Consider the following 1,707-nt stretch of genomic DNA (forward strand, 5'->3'; position numbering starts at 1 on the left):
CAGGCCCTCTACGTCAGCCCGATGCGGCGCACCTTGGCTACTCTCAGGCCGCTGGCAGAGAAGACGGGGTTGGAGATGCAGATTCGAGAGGGCTTGAGGGAAATCCACTACGGTGAGTGGGAGGGCAAAACCCACGCCGAGGCCCGCGAAGCCCATCCCGAAACCTACTGGCGCTGGATGACCGAGCCGGCCTGGAACGCTCCTCCAGGCGGCGAAACCGCCGTGCAAATTGCCAACCGCGCCCTGCCGGTTGTGGCGGAGATCGAAGCAAAATGGTCGGATGGCAACGTCTTGATCGTCTCCCACAAGGCCACCATTCGGATTCTTCTCTGCAGCCTGCTGGGCATTGACCTGGGCCGCTACCGGGATCGTATCGAGGTTTTGGCTGCCTCGGTCAGCGTGGTCAAGTTCGACCGCTATGGGCCCCTGCTGGAAAGTTTGGGAGAACGCAGCTATTTGCCGCCTGATCTGCGGCAAAGGGCAGGCACCTAAAAGTTTAGAATTACTAGAATCTTTTGGGCTTTTTTTGAACAAGCGACCATGGGCAAAAAACTGGGCTTGGCACTGGGCAGTGGCGGAGCGAGGGGATGGGCCCATATTGGCGTGATCCGGGCGCTAGAACAGGCCGGGATCCCGATCGATTACATTGCCGGGACGAGCATCGGCGCCTTCGTCGGAGCCATTTACGCCGCAGGTGAACTGGATGAGCTAGAGGACTTTGTGCGGGAGCTCAACTGGAAGATGATCCTGTCTTTATTTGATGTAGTCTTTCCCACCTGTGGCCTTCTGGAGGGCAACAAAATCTACGAGCTACTGACGGAACATTTGCAAGAGCTGTGCATTGAAGAGGCCGGGATCCCTTTTTGTTGCGTGGCTACAGATTTGATTACAGGCCAAGAGGTGCTGTTGCGGTCCGGCAAAATGGCCGATGCGGTGCGGGCCAGCATCTCCATCCCCGGCATTTTCACTCCTTTTCAGCACGAAGGTCGCTACCTCAGCGATGGGGGCATTGTCAACCCGGTGCCGGTACGGGTGGTGCGGGAAATGGGCGCCGAGGTTGTCTTGGCGGTCAACCTCAACCACGTGGATCCTGCGGATGTGGAGCCGGAGGTAGAGCAAACGGAGGTAGAAGAAACTTTTCAAAGACGCCGGCGCTTCAATGTCGAAGGAGAGGTGATCGAGGAGGAAACCAGCTTCATCACCCGCATCCGCAAACGGTACCAATCTCTACAACAAGCGATCCAGGAAAAAATTAGTCAATGGTTTCCAGACGAGCCTTCTGGCCCCAACATTTTTGACATTATCGGCAGAACTTTGAACATCATGGAGCAAATGGTAACCCACAGCATTTTGGCCGAACATCCACCGGACTTACTGTTACAACCTAAGCTCAGCCAATACAGCATCTTCGATTTCCACTAGGCAGATGCCATTATTCGAGAAGGCTATCGGCAAATGCGACGGGCCATTCCAGAATTGCGCCAAAAGCTGGAGCAGTGAACCAACACTTTTCCAGCGGTTCAACCTAAAGCTTTAAAGGGATCCGCGGCTCAAGCTTTACCAAACGCTCCTCGACGGATCCCGCTATCAAAATGGGTCTGAAGTTCACTCGATTGGGATAAATTGCAACAGCAATCCTGGGTGGATGAGATAGCCCGGGGCAGATTTTCCATCCTGGTCGGGATGGGCCAGCAGCACACAGCGATC

At 55.4% G+C, this 1,707-nt stretch carries 2 protein-coding genes; both read left to right on the forward strand.

The window, feature by feature from the left end; translation table 11 throughout:
* Positions 1-492 (forward strand): histidine phosphatase family protein (locus tag NW863_RS12915; RefSeq protein ID WP_414366842.1); only part of this gene is annotated, 492 nt, incomplete at its 5' end.
* A 48-nt stretch (positions 493-540) separates the two neighbouring features.
* The gene (locus tag NW863_RS12920) at positions 541-1,422 is read left to right on the forward strand and encodes a patatin-like phospholipase family protein (RefSeq protein WP_414366844.1); all 882 of its coding nucleotides are present in this window, start codon (positions 541-543) and stop codon (positions 1,420-1,422) included.
* Positions 1,423-1,707: the final 285 nt, after the last annotated feature.

The organism is Synechococcus sp. B60.1 (assembly GCF_047462555.1).
GTDB lineage: Bacteria > Cyanobacteriota > Cyanobacteriia > Thermostichales > Thermostichaceae > Thermostichus.